Below are 25,709 nucleotides of genomic sequence, written 5' to 3' on the forward strand. Positions count from 1 at the left end.
GATTGCCTCAGAGCGAAGCGGAGCCCTGCACCTCGTCGGGCCGCAGCGTCAGCACGTCCACGCCCGAAGCCGTCACCGCGACCGTGTGCTCGAACTGCGCCGAAAGCGAGCCGTCCCGCGTCACCACGGTCCAGCCGTCGTCCTCGGTCCGCACGCTGCGCCGGCCGCGATTGAGCATCGGCTCGATGGTGAACACCATGCCTTCGCGCAGCATCAGCCCGGTGCCCGGCTTGCCATAGTGCAGGACCTCGGGCTCCTCGTGCATCTCGCGGCCGATGCCGTGGCCGCAAAAGTCGCGCACCACCGAATAGCCGTTGCGCTTGGCATGGCGCTCGATCGCCCAGCCGATGTCGCCCAGCGTGGCGCCCGGGCGAACCGCCCGGATGCCCTGCCACAGCGCTTCCTGCGTCGCCTCCACCAGCCTCCGGGCGGCAGGGTGCACCTCGCCGACGAGATAGGTCTTGCTGGAATCGGCGATGTAGCCGTTCTTCTCCAGCGTGATGTCGAGATTGACGATGTCGCCGTTCCTGAGCACGTCCGATGGCGAGGGAATGCCGTGACAGACCACCTCGTTGATCGACGAGTTCAGCACGAAGCCATAGCCGTACTGGCCCTTGCTCGCGGGCCGCGCCTGGAGCTCGTCGACGATGAAGCGCTCGACCATGTCGTTGATCTCGAGCGTCGACCTGCCTTCGAGCGGGGTTCTGTCGAGAAGCGTAAACACCGACGCCAGCAGCCTGCCGGACTCGGCCAGCAGCAGCAGTTCCTCGGGCTGCTTGGTCATGCCTGGATCGCTGCCAGCGACTGGGCCGAAACGCCCGCCGAACTCAGCTCGCGCTCCATGATCTCGTTGAAGCTCAGCGTCGGATTGGTCTCGCACAGCATGCCGACCTTGATCCAGAATGCCGCCTGCGCGTTGATCGAGCGGCACGATACCTTGCTCGCCCTGCGCAGTTGCTCGTGCAGTTCGTCGTCTATGTTCACAATGCCCATCGGGGTCTCCATATATGGTTCATATATAGAACGTATATGGAAAAGCCAACCCCGCAGGCTTTTTGCCCACGCAAACCCCAAAAACACAATCGCCCCCTCCGCTGGGCAAAGGGGGCGAAATGAACCAGAGCGGAAAAGGCCGCGGTCAGACGTCCAGGTTGGCGACGCTCAGCGCGTTCTCCTGGATGAAGTCGCGGCGCGGCTCGACCTCGTCGCCCATCAGGCGGGCAAACAGCGAGTCGGCGTCGGTGGCGTCCGTCACCTGCACCTTGAGCAGCGAGCGCACGTTCGGGTCCAGCGTGGTCTCCCACAGCTGTTCGGCGTTCATCTCGCCCAGGCCCTTGTAGCGCTGCATGGTCAGGCCCTTGCGGCCCGAAGCGAACACCGCGTGCAGCAGCGCCAGCGGCCCGGCGATCGATTCCGAGTTCTCCTTGCGTCGCAGCACCGGCGGCTGGCCGTAGATCTCGCCCAGGCGGGCGGCAAAGCGGTCGAGCGCGCGCGCGTCGGCCGAGTTGATCAGCGCCATGTCGAGATGCACATGTTCGGTCACGCCGCGCAGCGTGCGCTCGAAGACATAGCCGCCGGAACCGTCGTTCGAGGTCGAAACCTTGCCGCTCCAGCCGCGCTCGATGTCTTCCGAGATCAGGTCGAGTCGCTCGGCGATGGCTTCGGCCATGGCGTTGGCGCGGCCGAGATCGTTGAAGATGTCGGGGTTGAGCGCGCCGGCGATTGCCGCCTGCTCGACCACCGGGCGCGAGTAGCGCGTGTGCAGCCCGTCCATCAAAGTGCGCACGCCGAGCGCGTCGGCCACCGCCGCGCGCAGGTCCTGGCCGACGCGCACTTCGCCGCCGGCCAGCGTCAGCGACGCCTCGTCCAGCCCGACATCGACGAGATATTCCTCGAAGGCGCTTTCGTCCTTCAGGTACTGCGAGCTCTTGCCGCGCGTCACCTTGTAGAGCGGCGGCTGGGCGATGTAGAGGTGCCCGCGCTCGATCAGCTCCGGCATCTGCCGGAAGAAGAACGTCAAGAGCAGCGTGCGGATGTGGGCGCCGTCGACGTCGGCGTCGGTCATGATGATGATCTTGTGGTAGCGCAGCTTGTCGGCGTTGAACTCGTCCTTGCCGATCGAGGTGCCGAGCGCGGTGATCAGCGTCCCGATCATGTCAGACGACAGCATGCGGTCGAAGCGCGCGCGCTCGACGTTCAGGATCTTGCCGCGCAGCGGCAGGATCGCCTGGTTCTGGCGCGACCGGCCGCTCTTGGCCGAGCCGCCTGCCGAGTCGCCCTCGACGATGAAGATTTCGGATTTCGCCGGGTCGCGTTCCTGGCAGTCGGCCAGCTTGCCGGGCAGCGAGGTGATGTCGAGCACGCCCTTGCGGCGGGTAAGCTCACGCGCCTTGCGCGCCGCTTCGCGGGCGGCGGCGGCTTCCACCACCTTGGCGATCAGCGTCTTGGCCTCTGTCGGGTGTTCCTCGAACCAGGTGCCGAGCGCCTCGTTGACCAGGCTCTCCACCACCGGGCGGACTTCCGACGACACCAGCTTGTCCTTGGTCTGCGACGAGAACTTCGGATCGGGAACCTTGACCGAAAGCACCGCCGTCAGGCCCTCGCGGGTGTCGTCGGCGATGATCGAGACCTTTTCCTTCTTCGAGATGCCCGAGGTCTCGGCATAGCCGGTCACCTGGCGCGTCAAGGCTCCGCGGAAGCCGGCGAGATGGGTGCCGCCATCGCGCTGCGGGATGTTGTTGGTGAAGGCCAGCACGTTCTCGTGGTAGCTGTCGTTCCACCACATCGCCACCTCGACGGTGATGCCGTCGCGCTCCGCCCGGATGGCGATCGGAGCGCCGATCAACGGCTTCTTGGCCCGGTCGAGATACTTCACGAACTCGATCAGGCCGCCGTCATAGAGCAGTTCCTGGCTCTTGATGTCGGCATGGCGCTTGTCCGACAGCAGGATGCGCACGCCCGAATTCAGGAAGGCGAGCTCGCGCAGCCGGTGCTCCAGCGTGCCGTAGTCGAAGTTGGTCATGGTGAACGTTTCGGGCGAGGGCAGGAACGTCACCTCGGTGCCGGTTTCGTCGCCGGCATCGCCCGTCACCTTCAGCGGCGCAACGGCGTTGCCGTGATTGAAGGTCATCTCGTGGATCTGGCCCTTGCGGCGGATCTTGAGCTTCAGCCACACCGACAGCGCGTTGACGACGGACACGCCGACGCCGTGCAGGCCGCCCGAAACCTTGTAGGAATTCTGGTCGAACTTACCGCCGGCATGCAGCTGCGTCATGATGACCTCAGCCGCCGAAATGCCTTCGCCGGTATGAATATCGGTCGGAATGCCGCGGCCGTTGTCTGTGACCGTGACGGAGCCATCGGGATTGAGCGACACCGTCACCAGCGTCGCATGGCCGGCCAGCGCCTCGTCGATGGCGTTGTCGACGACCTCGTAGACCATGTGGTGCAGGCCCGAGCCGTCGTCAGTGTCGCCGATATACATGCCCGGGCGCTTGCGGACGGCGTCCAACCCCTTCAAAACCTTGATGGAATCTGCGCCGTACTCGGCCTCGGCGCCGGGAAGGTTCTCGGACTGGTCGCTCATGAAAAACTTTCGTCTGGCTGCCGCAGGAGGACGCGGCAAAATCGGCCCCGAATCGCACGTCGATTGATCCCCAGATATAGGGGTTAAGTGTGGTTTTTCCAAGTTTTACGGGCCTGTTCGGCGTGGATAACGGCGCTCGCCGCGGCATGGGCGGCATGCCCGTGAAGCGATCGTCTTGCGCCTCGAATTGCCGCCGGTTTGGAACTTCTCGCCGCCACGGCTGTTGATGTCGGCCGTATTGTGATCCTTACTGCCGGTCGTCCCTTGTTTTCGTAGGACGGCCTCGATTTTTTAACTGGGAATTGCGCTCGCTTATGCCCACAACCCTGCCGTCCGGAGCCGATCCCGCGGGTCTTCATCCCACCCTCGAGGGCGAGATGAACGGCCGCATCGCCGCAATGGATTGGGCGGCCACCCCGCTCGGCCCGATCAGCTCGTGGCCGTTGGTCATCCGCATGAGCGTCCGCATCATGCTGTCGTCGGCGGTGCCGATGTGCCTGATGATCGGGCGCCAAGGCATCATGATCTACAACGACGCCTACATTCCGATCGCCGCCGGCCGCCATCCCGCCTGTTTCGGCAGTTCCGTCTTCGACAGTTGGCCCGAGGTCGCCGACTTCAACCGCACCATCGTGACCAAGGTGCTCGAAGGCGATACCGTCACCTTCGAGGATCAGGAGTTCGTGTTCCGTCGCAACGGCCTGCCCGAGCGCGTCTGGCTCGACCTTGACTACAGTCCGCTGCTCGATGACGACGGCAGGGCGGTGGCGGCATTCGCCATCCTCGCCGAGACGACCAAGCGTGTCCGCGCCGAAAAGGCGCTTGCCCGCAGCGAGGAGCGCTTGTCGCTGGCGCTGGCCGCCTCGGGCATCGTCGGCGCCTGGGACATGGACGTCTCCAGCCGTTGGGTCACTGCCGATGCACGTTTCGCCCAGATGTTCGACCTCGACGCCGCCGATGCCGAGCGCGGCATTCCGCAGGCACGCTTCCTCGATCGGATCCACGAGGCCGACCGCGACCTGGTGCTGAACGCCCTCGAACAGGCGATTGCCGAACGCGGCGACCTGCGCGTCGAATATCGCCTGCCGGGTGCCGATGGCACGCTGCGCTGGATATTGGCCACCGGCCGGGTGGTCGGCGACGCCGAGGGCGGCGAGCGTCTGCCCGGCGTCGTCATCGACATCACCGAGCGCAAGGCATTCGAGGCGGCGCTCGCGGCCAGCGAGGCCGGCTTCCGCACGCTCGCCGACACCATGCCGCAGATGGTCTGGTCGACCCGCGCCGACGGCCACCACGACTACTACAACGCCCGCTGGTACGAGTTCACCGGCATGGCGGAAGGCACCACCGACGGTGCCGGCTGGAACGGCATGTTCCATCCCGACGACCAGCAGCGCGCCTGGGAGCTCTGGCATCGTTGCCTGGCCACGGGCGAGCCCTACCAGATCGAATACCGCCTGCGGCACCACAGCGGCGAGTACCGCTGGACGCTCGGCCGCGCCTTGCCGATCCGCAACAAGGCCGGCGACATCATCCGCTGGTTCGGCACCTGCACCGACATCCACGAGACCAAGCTGGTCGCCGAGGAGCGCGAGGTGGTGGCCCACGAGCTCAGCCACCGCATCAAGAACATCTTCTCGGTCCTCAACGGCATCATCGGCCTGTCGGCGCGCTCCTATCCCGATCTCAAGCCGCTGGCCGACGAACTGCGCCAGCGTATCGTCGCGATGGGCAAGGCGCATGATTTCGTCAGGCCGCACAGCGCCGCCTCGCGTCCGGCCGACAACAATTCGTCGCTGCAAGCGCTGGTCACGCTTCTGCTCGCACCGCATGTCGGTGGCGACAGTGGCCGCTTCGTCTTCGAGGGCGACGATGCCGTCATCGACGATGCGGCGGCCACGCCGCTGGCCCTTCTCATCCACGAACTCGCCACCAACGCGGCCAAATACGGCGCGCTCGCCAGCCCCGGCGGCAGGGTCGTGCTGAGTTCGGCAAGGTCCGGCGACGATTACCGCCTGGTCTGGAAGGAGACCGGCGGGCGGCCGCTCGAAGGCGAGCCGCAGGCCGAAGGCTTCGGCAGCCGCCTGGTCAAGCTCAGCGTCGAAGGCCAGCTCGGCGGCAGGCTGGAGCGCAGCTGGCAGGCTGAGGGCCTCGAAGTGTCGATCGTCGTGCCGAAGACGCAGCTCAGCCGGTCGTCGACCTTGCGGCGCTGATCCGGGCGACCCGCACAGCTGTCAGGATTTGTCGGCGTGCTCGTTGGAATTGTCGGCGAAGAGCTTCAGCCGCACCGGCGGCTCTGCCTCGACGCGATGGCGCCGCGCCGCCGCATAGGCGATGGCCTGCCGCAACTCCTCGTCCATGACGGGCTTCGGCATCACCCCGAGCGTCCCGGGAATGCCGTCGGCCAGTTGCGAGGGATTGGCGGTCATGTACAGCACCGTCACCCCGAACTGCTCGGCCAGGACATGTCCGAGATGCGAGCCCGTCGGCCCGTCGCGCAGGTTGAGGTCGACAAGCGCGATCTCGGCCATGTGCGCGAGTTCGAGCGCCGTCGCGGCGTCCATTGCGATGCCGACGGGGTGGTGCCCCAGTTCCTCGAGTACGCTTTCGATTTCGGTGGCGACGAAAATCTCGTCCTCGACCACCATCACCTTGCAGTTCGTCATGTGCCTACACGCCGGTTCCCTGTTGCCTTTCAACCTGGGTGCCAACGACCCTGGCTGCAATAGGTTGCAATCTGGTTGCAGGATTCTGGCGCAGCGGCGGTTTGTCGCCCGCCTGTCTGTCGGGCGACAAGGGGTCGATCAGCCCGCGCGCAGCGGCTTCAGCGCCTCGCTCCAGCGGTGCAGTTCGTCGAGCATGGAGTTGGCGCTGTCCTTGACCAGTTCGTTGGCCTTGAACTCGCCGTCCTCGTCGAGGTGCTGGGCAAAGGCCGGAATGGCGATGGCTTCCGGGATCGGCATGATCTTCAGCGTCGTCAGCAGCATCTTTTCAGCCTGCACGGCGCGCAGGCCGGCCGACACGCCGCCATAGCTCAGGAAGCCGGCCGGCTTGTAGTTCCACTCACGCGCCAGATAGTTCACGGCGTTCACCAGTGCCGGTGCGGCGAAGAAATTGTACTCCGGCGTCACGAACACGTAGGCGTCGCCGGCCTTGATCGCCTCGGACCATTTCTTGGTGTGCTCGTTCTCGTACTGGCCGAGGCGCGGATGCCTGGGTTCGTCGAAGATCGGCAGGCCGAAGGCCTCGATGTCGGTGATGACGGGTTCGAATTTGCCGTGCTCGCGCGCATAGGCATCGAGCCAGCGGGCGAAAACGGGTCCGACGCGGCCGGGGCGGGTGCTGGCCACGACGATGTTCAGCTGGTGTTTCAAGATTTCAGTCCTTGGGAAGGTATCAAATGGTGACCGGCGGGAAATAGGCGCCCAAACCCTCCGGTGGCAAGAAGGCACCTTTTGGTGACCTATGCATGACCCCGAAAAATCGGAACCGATTTTCGGAAAGGATCATGCATGGATACCAGGTGGACGGCGCCCTTGGCGCGTCCGAGCGGCCGCGCGGCGCTGTATGTCACATCTGGTTCATCACGCGGTTCGGTCGCATGGACGCATGCCTTCGCCGCGCCTACATTCCGGGGGCGATGCAGGAACATCTGATGGACACCAGGCCCGAACCCTTCGTCCCGCCGGCGCCGATACCGCGCACCCGGCCGCCGTCGACGCTGGAGATGATGCGCATCGTCTACCGCAACCCGCTCGAGCTGTGGGGCGAGCCGTCCTACAACGAGCCGTGGATTTCGGTTTCCGGTATCGGCGGCCCGCTGGTCATCGCCAACGATCCTGGCCTCATCCGCCACGTGCTGGTCGACAATGCGAAGAACTACAAGATGGCGACCGTCCGCCAGATGATCCTGCGCCCGATCCTGCGCGATGGGCTGCTGACCGCCGAGGGCGATGTCTGGAAGCGCTCGCGCAAGGCCATGGCGCCGGTCTTTACCCCGCGCCACATCTTCGGCTTCGCCCAGCCGATGCTGGCCCGCACCCTCGACTTCGTCAAACGCTACGACGATGCGTCGGCCCCGGTCGACGTCGCCCAGGACATGACCATGCTGACCTACGAGATCTTGGCCGAGACGCTGTTTTCCGGCGAGATCGCCGGCGAGGCCGGCAGCTTCGCCCATGAGATCGACCGGCTGTTCGAGACCATGGGCCGTGTCGACCCGCTCGACCTGCTGCGCGCGCCCGAATGGCTGCCGCGCATCACCCGCATCCGCGGCCGCAAGACCATGGCCTATTTCCGCAAGATCGTCACCGACACGGTTGCGATGCGCAGCGACAGGCTGGCTCGCGATCCGCAGGGCGTGCCCGAGGATTTCCTGACCCTGCTTCTGCGCGCGGAAGGCCCCGACGGGCTGTCGCGCCAGGAGATCGAGGACAACATCATCACCTTCATCGGCGCCGGCCACGAGACCACGGCCCGTGCGCTCGGCTGGACCATCTACTGCCTGGCGGAGGCGACATGGGAGCGCGACAAGGTTGAACAGGAGATCGACGCGGTGCTGGCCCGCGAGCCCGACCCGGTGAAGTGGCTCGACGCCATGCCGTTCACCCGCGCCGCCTTCGAGGAGGCGCTCAGGCTCTATCCGCCGGCGCCCTCGATCAACCGCGAGCCCATCGCCGACGACGACTACAAGGGCCTGAAGATCCCGCGCAAGGCGCAGGTGCTGGTCATGCCCTGGACGGTCCATCGCCACCGCAAGCTGTGGGACAAGCCCGAGGCTTTCATGCCCGAGCGCTTCCATCCCGAAAACAGGGACAGCATCGACCGCTACCAGTACCTGCCCTTCGGCGCCGGCCCGCGCGTCTGCATCGGCATGAGCTTCGCCATGCAGGAAGCCATCATCGCGCTCGCCATCCTGCTCTCCCGCTTCCGCTTCGACACCGTCGCCGAAACAAAACCCTGGCCGGTGCAGAAACTCACCACCCAGCCCCAGGGCGGCCTGCCGATGCGGGTAACGCGGCGCTGAAGCAGCTTTCCTTCTCCCCGCCCGCGGGGAGAAGGTGCCGGCAGGCGGATGAGGGGCAGCGCGACGGTAACGGAGATCGCTTCTTCTGACCCGACTTGCGCGACCCTCATCCTGAGCCTGTCGAAGGATGGGGAACTCGACGTCCCCTCCCCCTTGTGGGGAGGGATAAAGGGTGGGGGTATTACGGGGCACGGGGCTGCAAGTGGCACCCCCACCCCTAACTCCTCCCCACAAGGGGGAGGGGAATCCTCGCGCGCCACAGGGAGGTTGAGATGAACCACCGTGCCGTTCTCGTCCGCATCTCCGGCCGCGTCCAGGGCGTCAGCTATCGCGTCTGGACACAGCGCGAGGCAAGGCGTCTCGACCTGAATGGCTGGGTCCGCAACGAGCGCGACGGCTCCGTCACCGCCTTGATCTCAGGTACTGAAGAGGCGGTCGCCTCGATGCTCGAGGCATGCTGGCAGGGACCGCCCGGTGCCGAAGTTCGCAGCGTCGTTCAGGAGGTGGCTGATCCGACCGGCGTACCGGCAGGTTTCGACATCACCGGCTGACCGGCTGCCCTTTCCTCTCCCTCGGGCAGCGGGAGAGGTGGTTCGCGCAGCGAACCGGAGTGGGGGTGCTTGGCGCCCGTACTACGTAGCCGGCCTCACGGCTTCGCGAACGGCTCCACCGTGCCCTTGAGCTTGATGGTAATCGGCTCGCCGAAGCGATCCTTCGACTTGCCGGCCGGCACGCGGATCCAGCCTTCGCTCACGCAATACTCGCTGACGTCCTGGCGCTCCTTGCCGTTGAACATGATGCCGACGCCCGCTTGCAGCGCCTCGGCGTTGAAAAAGGGGCTGCGCGGGTCGTTGCTCAGGCGGTCGGGAAGGGACATTGCCATCTCCAGTAACTCGGGCGCCTTCGGGCGCGAACCTCGATTGCCCGCAACGCGGGCCTTGCGTGGCCTGTTAGTGGCATTGGCCGCCGAGGTAAAGACGTAGCCGCGTCGGCCAGAAGCCCGGAAACGATTTTCGGAGCGCGGCTGGAGGTCAATTCCGTCCCTGGAATGCGTTCTCGACATGCACCGGCCAGCGCCGCGGCAGCACCGCCACCATGTCGAACCGCACCGACAGCCTGCCATAGTCCGGCTGCCGCGAAAGCCACAGGTCGGCGGCCCCTTCGATGCGCCGCTCCGAGCCGTAGGCCACCGCCTCCATCGCCTCGATCAGCGTTTTCCTAGCCTTCACCTCGACGATCAGCACCAGGTCGCCGCGCCGCGCGATCAGGTCGATCTCGCCGAGCTTGGTCTTGTAGCGCCGGGCGACGATCCGGAACCCCTTGAGCATCAATGCCAGGGCCGCGAGCCATTCGCCGCGATGTCCACGGCCCAGTGCCTTCTGCCGTGCGAGCCGGTCAGTCACCGGCCCCTTCCTTGAGTTCCAGCAGCCGGCGGTAGAGCGCCGGCTTCTGTTGGCCGGTCATCCGTGCCGCTTCCGCCGCCGCCTTCGACGCCGGCATTTCTCTGGCCAGCGAAACCAGCAGCCTGTCGATGTCTTCCACGGTCTCGGCCCGCTCCTCCGGCGGCGCCACGCAGATGACGATCTCGCCCTTGGGCGTGTCGGCACTGGCATAATGTGCGGCGAGCTCGGCCAGCGTGCCGGTGCGGATTTCCTCGAAGGCCTTGGTCAGTTCGCGCCCGATCGCCGCCCTCCGGTCGCCCAGCACCTCGGCCATCGCTTCCAGCGTGTCGGCCAGCCGGCGTGGTGATTCGAACAGGATCAGCGTGCCGGGCACGGCCTTGACCTCGCCAAGCCGGGTCCGCTTCTGCCCGTCCTTCACAGGCAGGAAGCCGGCAAAGAAGAACGCATCGGACGGCAATCCCGAGGCGGTCAGCGCCGCCAGAACCGCCGATGCGCCGGGGATCGGCACCACGCGGATGCCGTGCGCCTGCGCCTGCTCGACCAGCCGGAAGCCGGGGTCGGAGACCAGCGGCGTGCCGGCATCCGACACCAGCGCCACGCTGCGGCCGTTCTCCAGCGCCTCGATCAGCCGCGGCCCGGCCTCCGAGGCATTGTGTTCGTGATAGGCGCTCGGCCGCTGGCGGATGCCGTAGCGGTCGAGCAGCACCCGGGTGACGCGCGTGTCCTCGCAAGCGACATGGTCGGCCGCAGCCAGCGTCTCCAGCGCGCGCAGCGTGATGTCGCCCAGATTGCCGATCGGCGTCGCCACCAGATACAGCGCCGGATCGAGCGGCCGCGCCGCGATCTCGGTCTGCCCGATCACAAAAACCCGCTTGGTGTCGCCTGTCTGCACTCAACCCCGCTCGCCGCCCGGTTCGCGATTGGGCGGCTTTCGCCCTGTTTGGCACGCCGCGCTCCGGCTTGCAAAACATGTGATCGATTCTGCCTTGGCTTTGCCACAGTGCGGGAAGCAAATCCGGCCGCGGATCGAACCACAGGGATTCGCGGACAACGGCCAAAGCACTCGCCATGCCCCATCGCTTCGACGCCTTCATCTCCCGCCTCGACGCCGCCACCAAGGCAGCTCCGCCGTCACGCCCTGTAGGCGACCAGAACCGCGCCCGCCGCGATCAGCGCGACGCCGAGCCAGTTCGCCGTGCTAAGTCGCTCGCCAAGGAAAATGACGCCAAACACCGCGACAAGAACGACGCTTAGCTTGTCGATCGGCGCCACCTGCGCCGCATTTCCCAGCTTCAGCGCCCGGAAATAGCACAGCCACGACGCCCCGGTCGCCAGGCCCGACAGGATCAGGAACGTGTAGGTCTTGCCCGAAATCGTGCCCAGCGCCTGCGCCTGGCCGGTGGCGGTGACGATGCCCGCCAGCACCAGCAGGATCACCACGGTGCGGATCAGCGTGGCGAAATCCGAGTTGACGTTCTCGATCCCGACCTTGGCGAAGATCGCCGTCAGCGCGGCGAAAACGGCGGAAAGTATCGCCCAGAATTGCCAGGTGGAAAATGCCGCAGTCATGTCTGGCTCCGTGAATGTGATCTGTTGGCTGCTGGAAAGTTGCTTGCGCCTCTTGTAGCAGTCGCCGGACTTTCGAAAGTCCCAAAAAAGCAGCAGGCAAGATGAAGAACGCCCGGATCCAGAATTATTCCATCTCCGACCTGCGCGACAGACCGGAATTCGCCGCCGACGTCGCCGACCGCATCTGGAACGCCTGGTGGCGCGACGAAGGGCATGAACTCGCCTTCATCGCGGGCCTGGTGGACGAGAACTTCGCCTCCACCGGCCTGCCGCAGGCGCTCGTAGCCCATGACGGCGACACCTTCCTCGGCACCGCCCACCTGATCGACAACGATCTCGAATCCCGCCCGCAATATTCGCCCTGGGTGGCGGCCGTCTGGGTCGACGAAGCCGCCAGGAAATCCGGCATCGGCGCAGCCCTCGTGCAGGCCGGCGCGGAAGCCGCGTTCAGGCAGGGTTTCGACACAGCCTACCTCTGCGCCAAGCCGGCGGTGTCTGCCTTCTACGAACAGATGGGCTGGCAGCGCATCGAGGACGACGTCGACGGCCTCGTCGTCTTTGCGATGAAGCGCAAGGCTTGACGGTCGTGTCGGCGCCGTCCGCCGGCATGACGCCGGCGTCTGTTTGCGCGGCCTGGAGAGCAACTTGAACCGTTTGGGCCGGCCGTTCGATCACGGCATGCAACGAGACCAAAAACACTTCGCATGAACACAGTTGCCATGCCGTGACGTCGAAACCGGCGCCGCGGTCAAATGCTACCGTGCCAGGTCGTGACGATAGCTGCTGCCGCGATCGTGCGCGCCGCAGGAGCTGTTGCCGAGGTTAGAGCAAAGAGCGGCAGCCTACCGCGCCAGATCCGCCACCACCGCGTCGAGCACGATCATGCCCTCGGGCGTGGCGCGCAGGCGCGAATTGCCGATCGGGGCCACCAGCCCTTCGCCCTGCAGGATCGACAGCCGCGCCGAAGACAGCGACTTGCCCGACAGCTGTTCGTAGCGGGCGAGGTCGATGCCCTCGACCAGCCTCAGGCCCATCAGCAGGAACTCGTCGGCCTCTTCCGAGCGGTTGAGCGTCTCGCCGCCGGTGACGCCGTGGCCGTGCTGCTCCACCAGTTCGGCCCAGCGCTCCGGCACCTTCTCTGCGATGGTGACGACACGCGTGCCGTGCTCCAGGAAGCGTCCATGCGCGCCGGGGCCGACGCCGACATATTCGCCGTAGCGCCAGTAGGTCAAATTGTGCCGGCTCTCGGCGCCGGGCCTGGCGTGGTTGGAAATCTCGTAGGCCGGCAGCCCGTTGGCCGCCGTCACGTCTTGCGTGATCGCATAGAGCTCGGCCGCATGCTCGCCGTCGGGAATTTCGAACTTGCCGGCATTGTAGAGCTGGAAGAAGCGCGTGCCCTCCTCGATGGTCAGCTGGTACAGCGACAAATGGTCGACGGCATAGCCGATCGCCTGCTTCAGCTCCGCCGCCCAGGCATCCGGCTTCTGGCCCGGCCGCGCGTAGATCAGGTCGAACGACAGCCGCGGAAAAATCTCGCGCGCAAGGCCGATGGCGTGCAGCGCCTCCTCGACATTGTGCAGCCGCCCGAGGAAGCGCAAATCGGCGTCGTTCAGCGCCTGCACGCCCAGCGACACCCGGTTGACGCCGGCGGCGCGATAGCCGCGAAAGCGTTCGGCCTCGACCGACGACGGGTTCGCCTCCAGCGTCACCTCGGCGTTGCCGGAAATCGTCCAGTTCTTGGCGATCGCCTCCAGCACTGCGCTCACCGTCTCGGGCTTCATCAGTGACGGCGTGCCGCCGCCGAGGAACACGCTCGTCACCTCGCGCGGCCCGGTTCGCGCCCGCATGGTCGCAAGCTCGGTGGCAAAGGCGCGCGCAAAGCGCTCCTGGTCCACCGGCTGATGGCGGACATGGCTGTTGAAGTCGCAATAAGGGCATTTGGCCGCGCAGAACGGCCAATGCACGTAGACGCCGAAGCCTGGCGAACGGTCGAGCATCATCGGGCGATCCTCGAAGCCTGATGCTGCCCCTCATCCGGCTGCCGCCACCTTCTCCCCGTGAACGGGGAGAAGGACGATGCGGCGACGTCGCGGTCAGCCCCCTTCTCCCCGCCCGCGGGGAGAAGGTCCCGGCAGGGGGATAAGGGGCAGCGCAAACGGTGGAAAGTCAAAGACATCTAATCAGGCCGACCCAAGCTTGGCGCGGGCAAATTTCTGGAAGGCGCGCGCCCGGTGCGACAGCGCATCTGCCTGGCCCGGCTTCCAGCCGTGCTTTTCCGCGGCGCTCATCTCGCCGAAGGTCTTGTCGAAGCCTTGCGGCAAGAACACCGGGTCGTAGCCGAAGCCGTCATTGCCACGCGGCGGCCACACCAGCGTGCCTTCGGCCTCGCCGCGGAAATATTCGGCGTGCCCGTCCGGCCAGGCCAGGCAGATCACGGCGACGAAGCGGCCGCTGCGCTGGTCTGCTGCCACGGCACCGCGCTCCTGCATGGCGTCCTCGGTGCGCTGCATCGCCATGGCGAAGTCGCGCGTGCCGTCTTCCTTTTCGGCCCAGTTGGCGGTGTAGACGCCGGGTGCGCCGTCGAGCGCGTCGACCACCAGGCCGGAATCGTCCGACAGTGCCGGCAGCTTGGTCGCCTCTGCCGCGGCCAGCGCCTTGATGTAGGCATTCTGCTCGAAGGTGGTGCCGGTCTCGTCGGGTTCGGGCAGGCCATATTCCCTGGCCGACTTCGCCTCGAAGCCGAACGGCGCCATCAGGTCGGCAAATTCGCGCAGCTTGCCGGCATTGTGGCTGGCGATCACGATCTTCTTGTCGGCGAGTTCACGCATCAGATACCCCATATCCTCGGCTCGGCAAACTCGAGCGAATTGCCCGAGGGGTCGCGGAAATAGATGGAGCGGCCACCTCCTGAGCTATTGCCGAAGGGCGGCCACTCGAAATCGGCCTCGATGGCAATGCCCGCGCCTTCGAGCCTTGTCTTCCAGTCTTCGATCTCTTCCGCCGTGCCGGCAAAGCAAAGATGCCCCTGGCCGGTCGTGCCATGCGGCGGCACCGGCAGCCTCGCACCAGGCTTGGGCGGCTGCCGCGTCGCATCGGCGTTGAACAGCAGCAGCACGCCCTGGCCGCAGCGGAAGAACACATGCCGCCCGTCCACCTTGGCGATCCGCGTCAGCCCCATCACCTCGCCGTAGAATGTTTCCGCCGCATCGAGGTCGGAAACGTAGAGGGCGGATTCGAGGATGGCGGAGGGCTGCATCTAGGCACCCCCCTCTGAGCATGCCGAGGGGCCGGCCATCTCCCCCTCGAGGGGGAGATGGCCGGCAGGCCGGAGGGGGGCAACGTCGAGCGCGAACATATCCTTGCGGCGGCTTACGCCACCGCCATCTGCTGCAGGCTGACCAGGCGCGAGATGCCTTTGCGGGCGAGGCCCATCAGCTGCTGGAACTCTTCCTCCGAGAACGGCACGCCCTCGGCGGTGCCCTGGATCTCGACGATGCCGCCCTTGCCGGTCATCACGAAATTGGCGTCGGTGCCGGCAGCGGAGTCCTCGAGATAGTCGAGGTCGAGCACCGGCTGGCCGTCATGGATGCCGCAGGAGATCGCCGCGATGTGATCCTTCAGCACCTTCTCGACGCTGACCATCTGGCGCGCTTCCATCCAGCGCAGGCAGTCGTGCAGCGCAATCCAGGCGCCGGTGATCGAGGCCGTGCGGGTGCCGCCGTCAGCCTGGATCACGTCGCAGTCGACGGTGATCTGGCGTTCGCCCAGCGCCTGCATGTCGACCACGGCGCGCAACGAGCGGCCGATCAGCCGCTGGATTTCCTGTGTGCGGCCGCCCTGCTTGCCTGCGGAAGCCTCGCGGCGCATGCGCTCGCCGGTCGAGCGCGGCAGCATGCCGTATTCGGCCGTCACCCAGCCCTTGCCGGAGTTGCGCATCCAGCCCGGCACCTTCTCTTCCAGGCTCGCCGTGCACAGCACATGGGTGTCGCCGAACTTGACCAGGCACGAACCTTCGGCGTGCTTGGAGACGTTACGCTCGAAGGAAACGGCGCGCATTTCGTCGAATTGGCGTTTGGAGGGGCGCATTCGGGTACTTTCTATGGCGAAATCGGAATTGTTGCCGGCTTGTAGCCCCATGCCGGTTGGAGCGCAAAGGAAAACAGGGGGCAGGCCCATGACCCGGGGGCCGACGGTTGTGTTCGCGCCGCCGCTGTCTATATCATTTGAGGCGGAGACCACGAACAGACATGACCAAAGCGGTTACCGACCCCAGCCTGCAATCCCTCGACATGCGCTCGCGTGACATCTTCCGGCGTATCGTCGATTCTTACCTGCGCGACGGCGAGCCGGTGGGCTCGCGCAACCTGTCGCGCATGCTGCCATCGTCGCTGTCGCCGGCCACCGTGCGCAACGTCATGAGCGACCTCGAACAGCTCGGGCTGGTCTACGCACCCCACATTTCCGCCGGCCGCCTGCCGACGCAGAAGGGCCTGCGCTTCTTCGTCGACGCCTTCATGGAGCTCGGCGACCTTTCCGACGACGAGCGCCGCGTCATCGAGGCCCAGGTCAAGGCGTCGGGCGAGGGCGCCACGCTCGAGCACATGCTGACCGAGGCGAGCCAGATGCTGTCGGGCATGTCGCGCGGCGCCGGCCTCGTGCTCGCCGCCAAGAACGAGGTCGCGCTCAAGCACATCGAGTTCATCCAGCTCGAACCGACCAAGGCGCTGGCCGTGCTGGTGTCGCAGAACGGCGATGTCGAGAACCGCGTCGTCGAGCTGCCGATGGGCGTCACCGTTTCGCAGCTCCACGAAGCCTCCAACTTCCTCAACGCCCATATCCGCGGCCGCACTCTGGCCGAGGCCCGGCTCGAAATCGCCCGCATCAAGGACGAGACCAAGGCCGCCCTCGATACGCTGTCCCAGGACCTCGTCGAAAAGGGTCTCGCCGTCTGGGCCGGCGCCGACAGCGGCCTGCCGGCGCGCCTCATCGTCCGTGGCCGCGCCAACCTGCTCGAAAACGTCACCGCCCAGGCCGACATCGAGCTGCTCAAGCACCTGTTCGAGGACATGGAAACCCAGGACGGGTTGATCCAGCTGCTCGACCTCGCCGAGGAAGGCTCGGGCGTGCGCATCTTCATCGGCTCGGAGAACCGGTTGTTCTCGCTGTCGGGCTCGTCGCTGGTCGTCGCCCCCTATCGCGACAAGGATGCCCGCGTCGTCGGCGCGCTTGGCGTCATCGGCCCGACCCGGCTCAACTATGCCCGCATCGTGCCGATGGTCGACTATACGGCGCAGCTTATTTCGCGCATGCTGCGGTAGCCGCGCAGCTCCAGGAGGCCCACATGGCGCTCGAACAGATCAAGGCCCAGATAGCCGTCCTGTTTCAGGAGATGGTCAACCAACCCGAGGACGCGCATGAGCTGCAGGAGCAGATCCGCGAAAAGCTCGCCGAGCTGCGCGCCCAGGGCCTGCCGCTGCCCAGGGACCTGGTCGAGCTCGAAAAGCGCCTTGACGAGGACTTCACCGACCCGGACGCCTGAGCGGCAGCGCCCTTATCCCCCCTTCGCAACCTTTTCCTCTTCGCCCCAGGTCACCTGCCTGTAGTCGAAGCCATATTCCAGCGTCGGCTTGACGATGCGGAAGTAGGGCGACAGGTCGAAGTCGCGCGGCGTGTACAGCGAGTGGTGGCGGATGTGCATGATCTCCTGGCGCATGTAGCTCGACTGCGCCGAGGCGCGGCCGGGCGCACGGGTGATTTCCGGCAGGATCGGATAGCGGATCTCGCCATAGGCCTGGGCGATCATCGTCGAGCAGATGGCGCGCGTCGGGTCGCCCGAGCCGAAGGCCAGCATGCGGCGGCGCCAGCGCACCGGCACCGGCGGCCTGGGGATGAAATAGCGCAGCATGTCGGTGATGTTCTTGAGGTCGTATTTCAGCCCCAGGCGCTGGATCATGAACCTGACGACATGGTCGCGGTCCTCCGGCGACAGCCCGTTGGCGCGGCAGATGCGGGTGTTGTAGGTGCGATACTTCGACAGCGGCACGGCCACGCAGCCTTCGCCGAGATTGACCTCGATCAGCCGCGGTCGCTCCGAGCCGTCGGCGGGCTCGGGCAAGGCGTCGCCGACATAGAGTGCCGAATGCGACCAGGTCGACTGGGTCAGGTACTTGATGACGGCCGAAATCCGCTGGTTGCCCTCGATCAGCAGGATGTCGCCGGGCTCCAGCGTCCGGCGCAGCGTCTCCGGGTCGGACGGCGTGTAGGGTTCGTAGCCGGAGGATTCGACCTGCAGCCGGGATGCGAGCCAGCGGCCGATGCGGTCGAGCAATGTATCGGTCTTTTGCGTCATGACGCACAGGACGTAACATGAGGCGCCCCGGGGTGGCCAGCCGCCGCCTCAGTCCGCTTCGCTCTCCGCCATGCCGTCGTTCAGGTCCTCGCGGGCCTTCCTGGCGAGCTTGCGCGCGGCCCGTCTGGGCTTGTCCTCGAACAGCTTGGCGGCGTCGGCAAGGCAGAGCTTGCGCAACGCCTTCTCGGCCCGCCTGAGCAGCCGCACCAGCTGTTTCGGCTCAGGGCCGCCGAAGGGCGCTTGGCGTGCCTCGATCAGCGCGCGCATGACGAATACGTCGTGCAGTTCGCCCAGGCTCTCGCCCAGTTCTTCGGCCCGTTCGCGCCGCGGCTTGACCGGCGCCGGCCAGAGCTTGCGCAGCAGCGACAGATGCGCGGCATGCGTCTTCACCGCCTTGCGCAGGTCGTGGAAATCGTTGGGCTCGCCGCGTTCGCGCGCTTGCTGCAGCGCCTTGCGTGCAAATCGCAGCGTTGCCAGCGCCCCGTCGGCAAGCACGTCGGCCGCTTCCTCCGCATGGTCGGGAAGAACGAGCATGTTGATCGCCGCCATGCCGGCCCGGCATTCGGCGACGGCATGGTCGAGCACCGCGCCGAGCCCGGCTTCGCCATGGACGCCTTCGCTGCGGTGGCGCGCCAGCATGGCGCGAATGCCGGCAAGGCCGGCGGCATCGGCATGCTCGGGAAAATCGGCGATCAGCCTGTCGATGGTCTCGATCAGCGCCGTCGCCTGGCGCGCGCCGGCGATCGACAGCGCGATGTTCCGGTAACGGTCGTTTTCGGCGCGGCAGAAGGCGTCGTCGCCGGGCCGCACGAGGCGCAGCAGCGCGCGCAACGCCTTGATGCGCTTGCGGGCGCTGTGCAGCGATCTTTCCGGGTTGTCGCGGGCGGCGTTCAGATGCGCGACGATCTTGTCGATCTCCCCGCCGGCAATCCGGCGAACCTCTGCGGTCAGCGCCAGCCGGGGATCGATGCGAAAGCTCATGCAACGGCTTCCGGAACGTCGCTCAGGGCCAGGGACGCGTTGTAGTAACGCGCGTCGCCGGTTACCTCCTGGCCGAGCCAGGCCGGCAGTTCGGATGCCGGCACGTCCTCCGGCGTTTCCAGTTCCGCAATCACCAGTCCGCTCAGCTCCCCGCCGAATACGTCGATCTCGTAGAGACGCCCGCGATGGCTAACATGGTGGCGTGTCTTCTCGATGACACGGCCGATGGCGAACTCCGCCATCTCCTCGGCCTCGGCCAGCGGCACCTGGTACTCGAACTCGTCGCGCTCGCGGCCGCGCGAGCCGAACTTCAGCGTCAGCGTCGCCATTTCGCCGTTGGCGATGCGCAGCCGCACCGAGCGGCCGGTGTTCGCCGCGAGGTAGAACTGCCGGATCCGGATCCTGTCTTCGACAAGGCTCCGCCACTCCGGTCCCTTCACCAGGAATTTGCGTTCGATTTCCTTTGCCATGGCGCCAATAAAGCGCGGCACGGCACGCCGCGCAACAATTCACTTGACTTTAATCAATCGATTGATTAAATAACTGGCATGAGCAAGACACAGACCCCGCAGACGACCACCGCAGCCGACGCCACCCGCATGGCGCTGGTGATGGCGGCGCTTCAACTGTTCGGCCGCCAGGGCTTCGACGGTACCTCGACCCGCGAGATCGCCGCCGCCGCCAATGCCAACATAGGCTCCATCGCCTATCACTTCGGCGGCAAGGAGGGGCTCCGCCTCGCCGCCGCCGACTACATCGTCGAGACGATCCAGGCCATTGCCGCCCAGGCCTTCGGCAGCGCCGCACCGGCATTGCCGACAGGCGCCGAGCAGGCCGAGGCGCTGCTCGACGCCACCGTCGAGCGCATGGTCGGCTTCATCGTCGCGCGTCCCGAGGCTGGCGAGATCGTCCAGTTCGTGCTGCGCGAGCTATCGACCCCCACCGACGCGCTCGACCGCATCTACAGCGGCGTCTTCGAGCCGGTTCACCGCAGGCTGTGCCACCTCTGGGCGACCGCCACCGGCGAGGATGCCGACAGCGAAAAGACGCGCATCAGCGTGTTCATGATGATCGGCCAGGTCGTCTATTTCCGCATCGCCCGTGCCGCCGTCATGCGGCGCATGGACTGGACCGACATCGGCCCCGCCGAAGCCGCCAAGGTCATCGGCATAGCCAAGGAAAACGTCGCGGCCATCATCGCCGCGCGAAAGGCAGGAAAGCCATGAGCATCCTTTGTTCGATACCTTTCGCAGCATCGCTGTTTTCGGCCTGCGCCGCTCCCGCGCCGCTCGCTGTCGGCTATGTCGAGGGCGACTATGTCCTGCTCGCCCCCATCGAGGTGGCGCAGGTCGAGACGGTGGCCGTCCGCCGCGGCGACCGCGTCCAGGCCGGCAGGCCGATCGCTACGCTAGAAAGCGGCGACGCCAGGATCGCGGTCACCCAGGCCGAGGCGGCACTTGCCCAGGCAAGGGCCGAACTCGCCGACCTCAAGGTCGGCAAGCGCCCGGAAGAGATCGCCGCACTCGAGGCGACCGTGCGCTCCGCCAGGTCCCAGGCCGAGGAAGCGAGCCGCGTCCGGGCACGCACCGAGGATCTTTTGAAGCGCGGCATCGCCACCCAGGCCCAGATGGACGAGGCGAGGACCCAGGTCGAGGTCTCCGAGGCCGCCATAGGCCTCGCCGAAGCCAACCTGAAGGTCGCCGGGCTGCCCGCCCGCGAAGACGCGATCAGGGCGGCGGAGAAGAAGGTCGAGCAGGCCGAATCGACCCTCGGCCAGGCCCGCTGGCGGCTGTCCAAGCGCGCGCTCACCGCGCCCGCCGACGGTCGCGTCGACGACGTCATCCGCAATGCCGGCGACACCGCCGGCCCGTCGTCCCCGGTGGTCTCGGTGCTGCCCGACGGTGCGGTCAAGCTGACGCTGTTCATCCCCGAGACCGCCTTCTCCTCGGTCCGGGTCGGCACCCGCTTGGCGGTGCGCTGCGACGGCTGCGCCGAAGGGCTGACGGCCAAAATCAGCTACGTCTCGCCCGATCCCGAATTCACCCCGCCGGTCATCTACTCGCTCGAGAACCGGCAGAAGCTCGTCTACCTCGTCGAGGCCCGGCCCGAAGACGCCAATTCGGCGCTACAGCCGGGACAGATCGTCGATGTGGCGCTGGAAGAGAGCGAATAGCGAATAGCGAATAGGGAGTAGCGAATAGCGAATAGCGAATAGGGCAGTATCCGCGCGCTACTCACTACTCACTACTCACTACTCACTATTCGCTATTCGCTATTCGCTATTCCCTATTCGCTCTTTATACCCGAGGCAGCCGCAATGAACGCCATCGAAGTCACCAATCTCGTCAAGCGCTTCGGCGACAAGACCGTCGTCGACCACGTCACCATGACCGTCGCCGAGGGCGAGATCGTCGGTTTCCTCGGGCCCAACGGCTCGGGCAAGACCACCACCATCCGCATCATGTGCGGACTGCTCACCCCCGACGAGGGCGAGGGCCAGGTGCTCGGCCACGACCTGCGCACCGACGGTCTCAAGATCAAGCGCGAAGTCGGCTACATGACGCAGAAGTTCTCCTTCTACGAGGACCTGACGATCGGCGAGAACCTCGAATTCGTCGCCCGCCTCTACAAGCTCCGGCCGGTCGAGGAACATGTCGCCAGGACCCTCGACGAGCTCGGCCTGACCAGCCGCCGCGACCAGCTCGCCGGCACCCTGTCGGGCGGCTGGAAGCAGCGCCTGGCGCTTGCCGCCTGCATCATGCACAAGCCCAAGCTGCTGCTGCTCGACGAGCCCACCGCCGGCGTCGATCCCAAGGCGCGGCGCGAGTTCTGGGACGAGATCCACCGGCTGGCGCGCGGCGGGCTCACCGTGCTCGTCTCGACCCACTACATGGACGAGGCCGAGCGCTGCCACCGCATCAGCTACATCTCCTATGGCAAGATGCTGGCCTCGGGCACCGTCGCGGAGGTGGTGCGCAATGCCGGGCTGACCACCTTCGTCGTTTCGGGCCCGCGCCTCGACCAGATCGCCGAGGCACTCGAGGGCCGCCCCGGCGTCGAGCAGGTCGCGCCGTTCGGCGCCACGCTCCACGTCGTCGGCTCCGACCGCAACAAGCTCGAAGCGGCACTTGCCGACATCCGCGGCCGCAAGGACGTCACCGTCGAACCGGGCGAGACCAGCCTGGAAGACGTGTTCATCCAGTTCATGGCCGGCTCCAGGGACAACATGTCATGAAAAACGTCACCAACGGGCTGTTCTCCTTCGCCCGGCTCGGCGCCTTGCTGACCAAGGAGTTCATCCAGATGCGGCGCGACCGCATCACCTTCGCCATGATGCTGGGCGTACCGCTGATGCAGCTCGTGCTGTTCGGCTTTGCCATCAACAGCGATCCCAAGAGCCTGCCGGCGGCGCTCGTCGCCACCAGCAACGACCCGTACACCCGCGCCATGGTCTCCGCGCTGCAGAACACCAACTACTACCGCTTCGACCACATCGCCGAGACCGCCGCCGAGGCCGAGCAGCTGATGGCCAGCGGCGAGGTCGCCTTCGTCGTCACCATCCCCGCCGATTTCGGCCGCCGGGTGGCGGCCGGCGAAGCGCCCCAGATCCTGATCGAGGCCGACGCCACCGACCCGTCGGCGTCCAGCGGGGCGGTGTCGACGCTCGGCACCGTCGCCAGCAAGGCGCTGCTGCGCGCCCAGGGCATGGAAGCGGCATCCGCCGAGCAGGCGAAGGGCCAGCTCGAGGTCGTCGTCCACCGCCGCTACAATCCCGAGGGCATCTCGCAATACAACATCGTGCCTGGCCTGCTCGGCGTCATCCTGCAGATGACCATGGTGATGATGACCTCGATGGCGCTGACCCGCGAGACCGAGCGCGGCACCATGGAAAACCTGCTTGCCATGCCGGCGAGCCCGGCCGAGATCATGCTCGGCAAGGTGCTGCCCTATCTCGTCGTCGGCGCCGTCCAGGTAACCGTCGTGCTGGTCGCCTCCAAGCTCCTGTTTGCCATCCCCTTCATCGGCTCGCTGTTGCTGCTGCTGTCGGCGATCCTGGTCTTCGTGCTGGCGCTGGTGCTGCTCGGCTACACCATCTCGACCATCGCCCGCACCCAGATGCAGGCGATGCAGCTGACCTTCTTCTTCTTCCTGCCGTCGATCCTGCTGTCGGGCTTCATGTTCCCCTATCGCGGCATGCCCGGCTGGGCTCAGGCGCTGGGCGAAGTCCTGCCGTTGACGCATTTCCTGCGCATCATCCGCGCCGTCATGCTGAAGGGCGCCGAGTTCCCCGCCATTGCCGTCGAGGTCGGCGTGCTCGGCCTGTTCGTCGCGCTCTTCGCCGGCCTGGCGCTGTTCCGCTTCCGCCGCACGCTGGACTGATGCCGCCGGGCGTTGCCCTGCTTGCTCCGGGGCCCGGGCGGAGGGGGCAGGTGCATGCGGGTCTGGCTTCGCGGCTCGATCTGGCCCGGTGAAAATACCTCCTGGCGGGCCATCCCGGCGCTTGAGAAGCACGTCTGGCAATGGCAAATCTCTGCCGACAGGGGGGACTACGGAATGTACCAGCTCTACACACGCGCCGGCAGCGGCGGCTTCGTCGTCGAGGCGGCGCTCGAACTGGCCGGCGTGCCATTCGAATGCATCAATGTCGTCAAGGGCACGGACCCCGACGACAGGTTCCGCACCATCAGCCCGCTTGGCCAGGTGCCGGTGCTGGTGCTGCCCGATGGCGGCGCGATGACCGAGTCGGCGGCGATGTGCCAGCTGGTCGCCGAGCGCCATCCCCAGGCCGGGCTTGCGCCGGCATCGGATGCGTCCGGCCGGGCCGACTTCCTGCGCTGGCTCACCTTCCAGTCGTCGGTGATGTATCCGGCGCTGCTGCGCTACTACTACGCGCAGCGCTACACGGCCGACCCGCAGGGCATCGAGGCGGTGAAGGTCGCCGCCGTCGCCGAAAGCGATCGCGGCTTCGGCATCATCGACGCCGCGTTGCGGGGGCGCAGCTGGCTTGCCGGCGACCGCATGTCGATCGCCGATGTCTATCTGCTGATGCTGGCATATTGGCACCCTCAGGCCGGCAAGGTCGCTGCGACGTGGCCGGAGATCGAGCGCATCTGCGCGATGCTGCGCGACGTGCCTGTCATCAAGGACCTGAACGTCCGCCACGAATTGTGGTGAGGCCGGGCGGGGCGCTCGACCTCTGTGCATGGAACTGTGGGGCGTGAAGCAGCCGGGCTTGCGCCGCCGGCGGGCGTAGCCGCGCCTAGAGGCGGGTCGAGACGATCGCCCGGCGTTCGCCGCGCAATGTGGTGGTGCGGTGATCGCTGGTTGGCCGGGCGATGCGGCTTTCGTGGCGTCCGATGACGGTCATGTCAGTGGAACGTCACGCGCGACTGGAGCGTGTTGCTGCGGCGGGCGCAGGCAGGTCCCGGGCCGCGCATGTAGTGGCGCTCGGGGCGGTAGGTCGGGGCGATGAATTCGCGAAGCGCCGATGCGGCGTGAGTGATTTGGTTCCAGATAGCCATTGTTCTTATCCCTGTCCCTTCGGGGCTCGTCCCGAACGTGGAAGCGACCATAGCCGGCGGGTGTGAATCTTCGGTGAACGCGATGTTAATCTTCGTGTGAAAATGCGCCCGATCGGGGCCGAATTGCGTTCTTTTCTAGGCATTTAGGCCGGATCGGGCGGCATTGGTTAAGATGTGTCTTTTGCGCCACGGATGTATCCGCAATTTGCCGTGCGGCTATCCACAGGTTTCAGTCCGCCGTTACATCGAAGCACGGTGTTGGGCAGGCCTGGCACTGGATTTCGGCCTCAGGCGAGGAAGGCTTTCTCGAAGGCGCGCTTGCCCGGGGGCGTGAATTCGACCACCCGGCTGCCGGCCGGCCGGCGTGCCCATTTCTCGGCGATGATCTTGTCGAGGATGGCGGTGCCCAGCGATCCCGCCAGATGCGCGCGGCGCACGCTCCAGTCGAGGCAGGCGCGGCACATCGGCCGGCGCGCAGCGCCGAGCCCGGACGTGTCGATGCCTCTGGCGGCAAAGAAGCCCGCGCCCGCCGGGCCGAGCCGAACCGTGTCGTCGTTCTGGACGATGATCTCTTCGGCCACGAAACGGTCGAACATCGCCACCGCATGATCGCCGGCAAGGTGATCGTAGCAGACGCGGGCTTCGCGCATCGACTTGTCGCGCGGGCCCGGCCGGGCCCGCTGGGGGCCGGAGTGGGCGGCCACGCCGCCGATCGCCTCGATCATCGCCGCGACCTCGGTCCCGGCCAGCGCGTAGTAGCGATGCCGGCCCTGGCTCGCCACGGTCAGCAGCCTGCCGTCCATCAGCTTGGCGAGGTGCGAGCTTGCCGTGGGCAGGCTGACGCCGGCCTCGAGCGCCAGTTCGCTGGCCGTCAGCGCACCGCCATCCATCAGCGCGGTCAGCATGTTGGCGCGTGCGGGATCGCCGACGAGGCTGGCGATACGGGCGATGTCTGGGCCTTCTTTCATGGCAGGCTACCTCCATGGTTCGATGGTAATCGAAGCGTTCTCGTCAGGCAATGCGTATTCTGCGTCCATGGAAAGGAGCAATGCCATGACGCCGAACACCCGATCCGCCACCGCGCCAGGACGCTTGCCGCTCGCTGCATTCGGCCGGGTGCTGGCCTTCCTTGCCCGCGGCTATGACCGGCACCTGCAACGGCTCGACCTTTCCGAACTGACCGACGCCCAGCTCGACGACATCGGCCTCAGCCGCCGCGACGTGACGCGTGAAGTCGCAAGACCCTTCTGGCGCTAGCACGCCGGTTCGGCCG

Annotated in this window: 30 protein-coding genes; 12 read left to right on the forward strand and 18 right to left on the reverse strand. The window is 66.4% G+C overall.

Annotated features, from left to right (window positions below; genetic code table 11):
• Positions 1–7: 7 nt before the first annotated feature.
• The 3 genes from map to gyrB form a co-directional block, all read right to left on the reverse strand.
• Complete coding sequence (gene map / locus ASC75_RS23845; protein ID WP_055981574.1) at positions 8–784, reverse strand: type I methionyl aminopeptidase; 777 nt, start codon at positions 782–784, stop codon at positions 8–10.
• The gene (locus ASC75_RS23850) at positions 781–993 is read right to left on the reverse strand and encodes a ParD-like family protein (RefSeq protein WP_055981733.1); all 213 of its coding nucleotides are present in this window, start codon (positions 991–993) and stop codon (positions 781–783) included. Before ASC75_RS23850 ends, map begins: the two co-directional genes overlap by 4 nt.
• Positions 994–1,138: 145 nt before the next feature.
• Positions 1,139–3,586 (reverse strand): DNA topoisomerase (ATP-hydrolyzing) subunit B, encoded by a 2,448-nt coding sequence (gene gyrB / locus ASC75_RS23855; RefSeq protein ID WP_055981577.1) that lies wholly within the window; start codon positions 3,584–3,586, stop codon positions 1,139–1,141.
• Positions 3,587–3,963: 377 nt separating this feature from the next.
• Between gyrB and ASC75_RS23860 the strand changes: the two genes are divergently transcribed.
• Positions 3,964–5,799 carry a PAS domain-containing protein gene (locus ASC75_RS23860; protein WP_162244953.1) on the forward strand — a complete coding sequence of 612 codons (1,836 nt, stop codon included), beginning with the start codon at positions 3,964–3,966 and terminating at the stop codon, positions 5,797–5,799.
• A gap of 21 nt (positions 5,800–5,820) precedes the next feature.
• On the opposite strand, the gene ASC75_RS23865 is transcribed toward ASC75_RS23860, so the two are convergent.
• Positions 5,821–6,252, reverse strand: coding sequence for a response regulator (locus ASC75_RS23865; RefSeq protein WP_055981583.1), 432 nt, complete (start codon positions 6,250–6,252; stop codon positions 5,821–5,823).
• Between the two features lie 138 nt (positions 6,253–6,390).
• Positions 6,391–6,960 carry an NADPH-dependent FMN reductase gene (locus ASC75_RS23870; RefSeq protein WP_055981586.1) on the reverse strand — a complete coding sequence of 190 codons (570 nt, stop codon included), beginning with the start codon at positions 6,958–6,960 and terminating at the stop codon, positions 6,391–6,393.
• 281 nt (positions 6,961–7,241) lie between these two features.
• Between ASC75_RS23870 and ASC75_RS23875 the strand changes: the two genes are divergently transcribed.
• Both ASC75_RS23875 and ASC75_RS23880 read left to right on the forward strand, forming a co-directional pair.
• Entirely contained in the window at positions 7,242–8,612 is a 1,371-nt protein-coding gene (locus ASC75_RS23875; protein WP_055981737.1) for a cytochrome P450, read from the forward strand.
• A 272-nt stretch (positions 8,613–8,884) separates the two neighbouring features.
• Positions 8,885–9,163 carry an acylphosphatase gene (locus ASC75_RS23880; RefSeq protein WP_055981589.1) on the forward strand — a complete coding sequence of 93 codons (279 nt, stop codon included), beginning with the start codon at positions 8,885–8,887 and terminating at the stop codon, positions 9,161–9,163.
• Between the two features lie 95 nt (positions 9,164–9,258).
• Here ASC75_RS23880 and ASC75_RS23885 read toward each other — a convergent pair whose 3' ends face one another.
• The 4 genes from ASC75_RS23885 to ASC75_RS23900 all read right to left on the reverse strand — a co-directional run bounded on the left by ASC75_RS23885 (position 9,259) and on the right by ASC75_RS23900 (position 11,584).
• Entirely contained in the window at positions 9,259–9,489 is a 231-nt protein-coding gene (locus tag ASC75_RS23885; protein WP_055981592.1) for a DUF3297 family protein, read from the reverse strand.
• A gap of 154 nt (positions 9,490–9,643) precedes the next feature.
• Complete coding sequence (locus tag ASC75_RS23890) at positions 9,644–10,015, reverse strand: YraN family protein (RefSeq protein ID WP_055981595.1); 372 nt, start codon at positions 10,013–10,015, stop codon at positions 9,644–9,646.
• Positions 10,008–10,907: a 16S rRNA (cytidine(1402)-2'-O)-methyltransferase gene (gene rsmI, locus ASC75_RS23895; protein ID WP_055981598.1), complete on the reverse strand. Its 900-nt coding sequence runs from the start codon at positions 10,905–10,907 to the stop codon at positions 10,008–10,010. The genes ASC75_RS23890 and rsmI overlap by 8 nt, the downstream gene beginning before the upstream one ends.
• A 239-nt stretch (positions 10,908–11,146) precedes the next feature.
• Complete coding sequence (locus ASC75_RS23900) at positions 11,147–11,584, reverse strand: EamA family transporter (RefSeq protein ID WP_055981601.1); 438 nt, start codon at positions 11,582–11,584, stop codon at positions 11,147–11,149.
• Positions 11,585–11,685: 101 nt separating this feature from the next.
• Here ASC75_RS23900 and ASC75_RS23905 point away from each other — a divergent pair, with 101 nt between their 5' ends.
• Complete coding sequence (locus tag ASC75_RS23905; protein ID WP_055981605.1) at positions 11,686–12,165, forward strand: GNAT family N-acetyltransferase; 480 nt, start codon at positions 11,686–11,688, stop codon at positions 12,163–12,165.
• Positions 12,166–12,426: 261 nt separating this feature from the next.
• Here the strand turns inward: ASC75_RS23905 and hemW are convergent, their stop codons facing one another.
• From hemW to rph, 4 genes are all read right to left on the reverse strand, one after another.
• Positions 12,427–13,584 carry a radical SAM family heme chaperone HemW gene (hemW, locus tag ASC75_RS23910; protein ID WP_184117412.1) on the reverse strand — a complete coding sequence of 386 codons (1,158 nt, stop codon included), beginning with the start codon at positions 13,582–13,584 and terminating at the stop codon, positions 12,427–12,429.
• A 180-nt stretch (positions 13,585–13,764) separates the two neighbouring features.
• Complete coding sequence (gene rdgB, locus ASC75_RS23915) at positions 13,765–14,412, reverse strand: RdgB/HAM1 family non-canonical purine NTP pyrophosphatase (protein WP_055981607.1); 648 nt, start codon at positions 14,410–14,412, stop codon at positions 13,765–13,767.
• Positions 14,412–14,840 (reverse strand): VOC family protein, encoded by a 429-nt coding sequence (locus ASC75_RS23920; protein ID WP_055981610.1) that lies wholly within the window; start codon positions 14,838–14,840, stop codon positions 14,412–14,414. The genes rdgB and ASC75_RS23920 overlap by 1 nt, the downstream gene beginning before the upstream one ends.
• Positions 14,841–14,953: 113 nt before the next feature.
• A complete protein-coding gene (gene rph / locus ASC75_RS23925; protein ID WP_055981613.1) occupies positions 14,954–15,670 on the reverse strand; it encodes a ribonuclease PH in 717 nt (238 codons plus the stop codon).
• Between the two features lie 161 nt (positions 15,671–15,831).
• Here rph and hrcA point away from each other — a divergent pair, with 161 nt between their 5' ends.
• Entirely contained in the window at positions 15,832–16,902 is a 1,071-nt protein-coding gene (gene hrcA / locus ASC75_RS23930; protein WP_055981615.1) for a heat-inducible transcriptional repressor HrcA, read from the forward strand.
• Between the two features lie 23 nt (positions 16,903–16,925).
• Positions 16,926–17,123: a hypothetical protein gene (locus ASC75_RS23935; RefSeq protein ID WP_055981618.1), complete on the forward strand. Its 198-nt coding sequence runs from the start codon at positions 16,926–16,928 to the stop codon at positions 17,121–17,123.
• 12 nt (positions 17,124–17,135) lie between these two features.
• Here the strand turns inward: ASC75_RS23935 and ASC75_RS23940 are convergent, their stop codons facing one another.
• The 3 genes from ASC75_RS23940 to ASC75_RS23950 are packed head-to-tail and all read right to left on the reverse strand — an operon-like array spanning position 17,136 to position 19,384.
• Positions 17,136–17,933 carry a YiiX/YebB-like N1pC/P60 family cysteine hydrolase gene (locus ASC75_RS23940; protein WP_055981622.1) on the reverse strand — a complete coding sequence of 266 codons (798 nt, stop codon included), beginning with the start codon at positions 17,931–17,933 and terminating at the stop codon, positions 17,136–17,138.
• Positions 17,934–17,981: 48 nt separating this feature from the next.
• Positions 17,982–18,914 carry a CHAD domain-containing protein gene (locus ASC75_RS23945; RefSeq protein WP_055981625.1) on the reverse strand — a complete coding sequence of 311 codons (933 nt, stop codon included), beginning with the start codon at positions 18,912–18,914 and terminating at the stop codon, positions 17,982–17,984.
• On the reverse strand, positions 18,911–19,384 hold the full coding sequence (locus tag ASC75_RS23950; protein ID WP_055981743.1) for a CYTH domain-containing protein: 474 nt from the start codon (positions 19,382–19,384) through the stop codon (positions 18,911–18,913). The genes ASC75_RS23945 and ASC75_RS23950 overlap by 4 nt, the downstream gene beginning before the upstream one ends.
• A 78-nt stretch (positions 19,385–19,462) precedes the next feature.
• On the opposite strand from ASC75_RS23950, the gene ASC75_RS23955 reads away from it, so the two are divergent.
• From ASC75_RS23955 to ASC75_RS23975, 5 genes are all read left to right on the forward strand, one after another.
• A complete protein-coding gene (locus ASC75_RS23955) occupies positions 19,463–20,140 on the forward strand; it encodes a DUF1956 domain-containing protein (RefSeq protein ID WP_055981628.1) in 678 nt (225 codons plus the stop codon).
• Positions 20,137–21,087 carry an HlyD family efflux transporter periplasmic adaptor subunit gene (locus tag ASC75_RS23960; RefSeq protein ID WP_055981630.1) on the forward strand — a complete coding sequence of 317 codons (951 nt, stop codon included), beginning with the start codon at positions 20,137–20,139 and terminating at the stop codon, positions 21,085–21,087. Before ASC75_RS23955 ends, ASC75_RS23960 begins: the two co-directional genes overlap by 4 nt.
• 144 nt (positions 21,088–21,231) lie before the next feature.
• Complete coding sequence (locus ASC75_RS23965) at positions 21,232–22,149, forward strand: ABC transporter ATP-binding protein (RefSeq protein ID WP_055981633.1); 918 nt, start codon at positions 21,232–21,234, stop codon at positions 22,147–22,149.
• A complete protein-coding gene (locus tag ASC75_RS23970) occupies positions 22,146–23,294 on the forward strand; it encodes an ABC transporter permease (protein ID WP_055981636.1) in 1,149 nt (382 codons plus the stop codon). Before ASC75_RS23965 ends, ASC75_RS23970 begins: the two co-directional genes overlap by 4 nt.
• A gap of 174 nt (positions 23,295–23,468) precedes the next feature.
• Complete coding sequence (locus ASC75_RS23975; protein WP_055981639.1) at positions 23,469–24,089, forward strand: glutathione S-transferase family protein; 621 nt, start codon at positions 23,469–23,471, stop codon at positions 24,087–24,089.
• 194 nt (positions 24,090–24,283) lie between these two features.
• Here the strand turns inward: ASC75_RS23975 and ASC75_RS26535 are convergent, their stop codons facing one another.
• Both ASC75_RS26535 and ASC75_RS23980 read right to left on the reverse strand, forming a co-directional pair.
• On the reverse strand, positions 24,284–24,436 hold the full coding sequence (locus ASC75_RS26535; protein ID WP_184117413.1) for a hypothetical protein: 153 nt from the start codon (positions 24,434–24,436) through the stop codon (positions 24,284–24,286).
• 287 nt (positions 24,437–24,723) lie between these two features.
• The gene (locus ASC75_RS23980) at positions 24,724–25,404 is read right to left on the reverse strand and encodes a winged helix-turn-helix domain-containing protein (RefSeq protein ID WP_055981643.1); all 681 of its coding nucleotides are present in this window, start codon (positions 25,402–25,404) and stop codon (positions 24,724–24,726) included.
• An 85-nt stretch (positions 25,405–25,489) separates the two neighbouring features.
• Between ASC75_RS23980 and ASC75_RS23985 the strand changes: the two genes are divergently transcribed.
• Positions 25,490–25,693, forward strand: a complete 204-nt coding sequence (locus ASC75_RS23985; protein ID WP_082496739.1) for a DUF1127 domain-containing protein — start codon at positions 25,490–25,492, stop codon at positions 25,691–25,693.
• Positions 25,694–25,709 lie beyond the last annotated feature (16 nt).

The sequence above is a fragment of the Aminobacter sp. DSM 101952 genome, assembly GCF_001424795.1.
Taxonomy (GTDB): Bacteria; Pseudomonadota; Alphaproteobacteria; order Rhizobiales; family Rhizobiaceae; genus Aminobacter; species Aminobacter aganoensis.